The sequence below is a fragment of the Gottfriedia sp. NPDC056225 genome (assembly GCF_042267765.1).
Classification (GTDB): Bacteria; Bacillota; Bacilli; order Bacillales; family Bacillaceae_G; genus Gottfriedia.
In genome coordinates, this window is sequence record NZ_JBHJTJ010000142.1 from 1 (window position 1) to 1,310 (window position 1,310).

At 33.4% G+C, this 1,310-nt stretch carries 2 protein-coding genes; both read left to right on the forward strand.

Features of this window, described 5'->3' with window-relative positions:
• Nucleotides 1-81: 81 nt before the first annotated feature.
• Nucleotides 82-405: a transposase gene (locus ACFCYN_RS25475; RefSeq protein WP_172444318.1), complete on the forward strand. Its 324-nt coding sequence runs from the start codon at nucleotides 82-84 to the stop codon at nucleotides 403-405.
• On the forward strand, nucleotides 405-1,268 hold the full coding sequence (locus ACFCYN_RS25480; protein WP_375952984.1) for an IS3 family transposase: 864 nt from the start codon (nucleotides 405-407) through the stop codon (nucleotides 1,266-1,268). Before ACFCYN_RS25475 ends, ACFCYN_RS25480 begins: the two co-directional genes overlap by 1 nt.
• Nucleotides 1,269-1,310 lie beyond the last annotated feature (42 nt).

Below are 1,310 nucleotides of genomic sequence, written 5' to 3' on the forward strand. Positions count from 1 at the left end.
TGATATTATCCCTTTATAGTAGACACGGGAAAAAGCCTATCCCTTATAATGGATAGGTAATCTACTATAGGGGGATTTATTATGCCTTTAAAAGGGACTAAATTTAAGAAATATTCGATTGAATTCAAGCTTAAGGCAGTAAAACGTTATGAAGATGGATTTGGCAGTTATGTTTCGATTTCGGAAGAACTAGGTCTACGAAGTTCTACCCAGCTTAAAGAGTGGGTAAAAAAGTATAGAAATGGTGAGTTATTTGATGATCAAAGAGGAAAATCTAAAGCTAATAATCCATTTGCAGATTTTACTAAAACTGAATTTAGCTCAATTGAGGAAGAAAATAAATATTTAAAAGCGCAGATAGAATACTTAAAAAAGCTCTATCCAAATATACTCGAGGAGGGATAATTCCAAAGGGAGTTCGATTTGAAATAATTAATGAGATGAAAGCACGTTACCCAATAACGATGCTTATTCGAATCGCAAAAGTTTCAAGAGCTGGTTTCTATAAATGGAAAAAATTGATTGTTTATAAATTAAGGAGAACTAATCTTGAGGACGCGGTTAAATCCCATATTCAAGCCATTCATACAATTCGACCATATTACGGATATCCTAGAATTACTGACCGTTTAAGAGATGAAGGGTTAATTATTAACCACAAAAAGGTGTATCGAATAATGAAGGAATTAGACATTAAATCGGTCATACGTAAGAAAAGAAAATATTTTGGTGTAGAACCATCTAATATTTATCCTAATCTATTAAATCGCCAATTTAAACAAGACTTACCAAACGTTGCATTTGCGACAGATATCACGTATATCAAAGTAGGGAATAAATTCTATTATCTATCAGTTGTACAAGATCTTTATAATAATGAAATCCTGTCTTGGAAGTGTTCAGAGCGAAATGATCTTAAACTAGTCCTAGAAACAATTAAAGACTTATGTAAAAAAAGAAACGTGCATGGAAGTATCCTGCATTCAGATCAGGGATTCCAGTACACGACTCCAAAATACAACCAGTTCCTAGAAAAGAATAATTTATTAGGCAGCCACTCTCGCAAAGGAAACTGCCTAGACAACGCATGCGTTGAATCGTTCTTCTCACACTTCAAATGTGAATTGGTGTATCTATCTAATTTTAATTCAGAACAGGCACTTATTCAAGCAATTGAAGAGTATATTCATTTCTATAATAATGAACGTACACAAAAACGATTAAACCGTTGTTCCCCTGTAAAATACAGGTTAACAACGGCTGCTTAGAAAGTCTTTTTTATGTGTGTCTACTTGACAGGGTTAAGACCA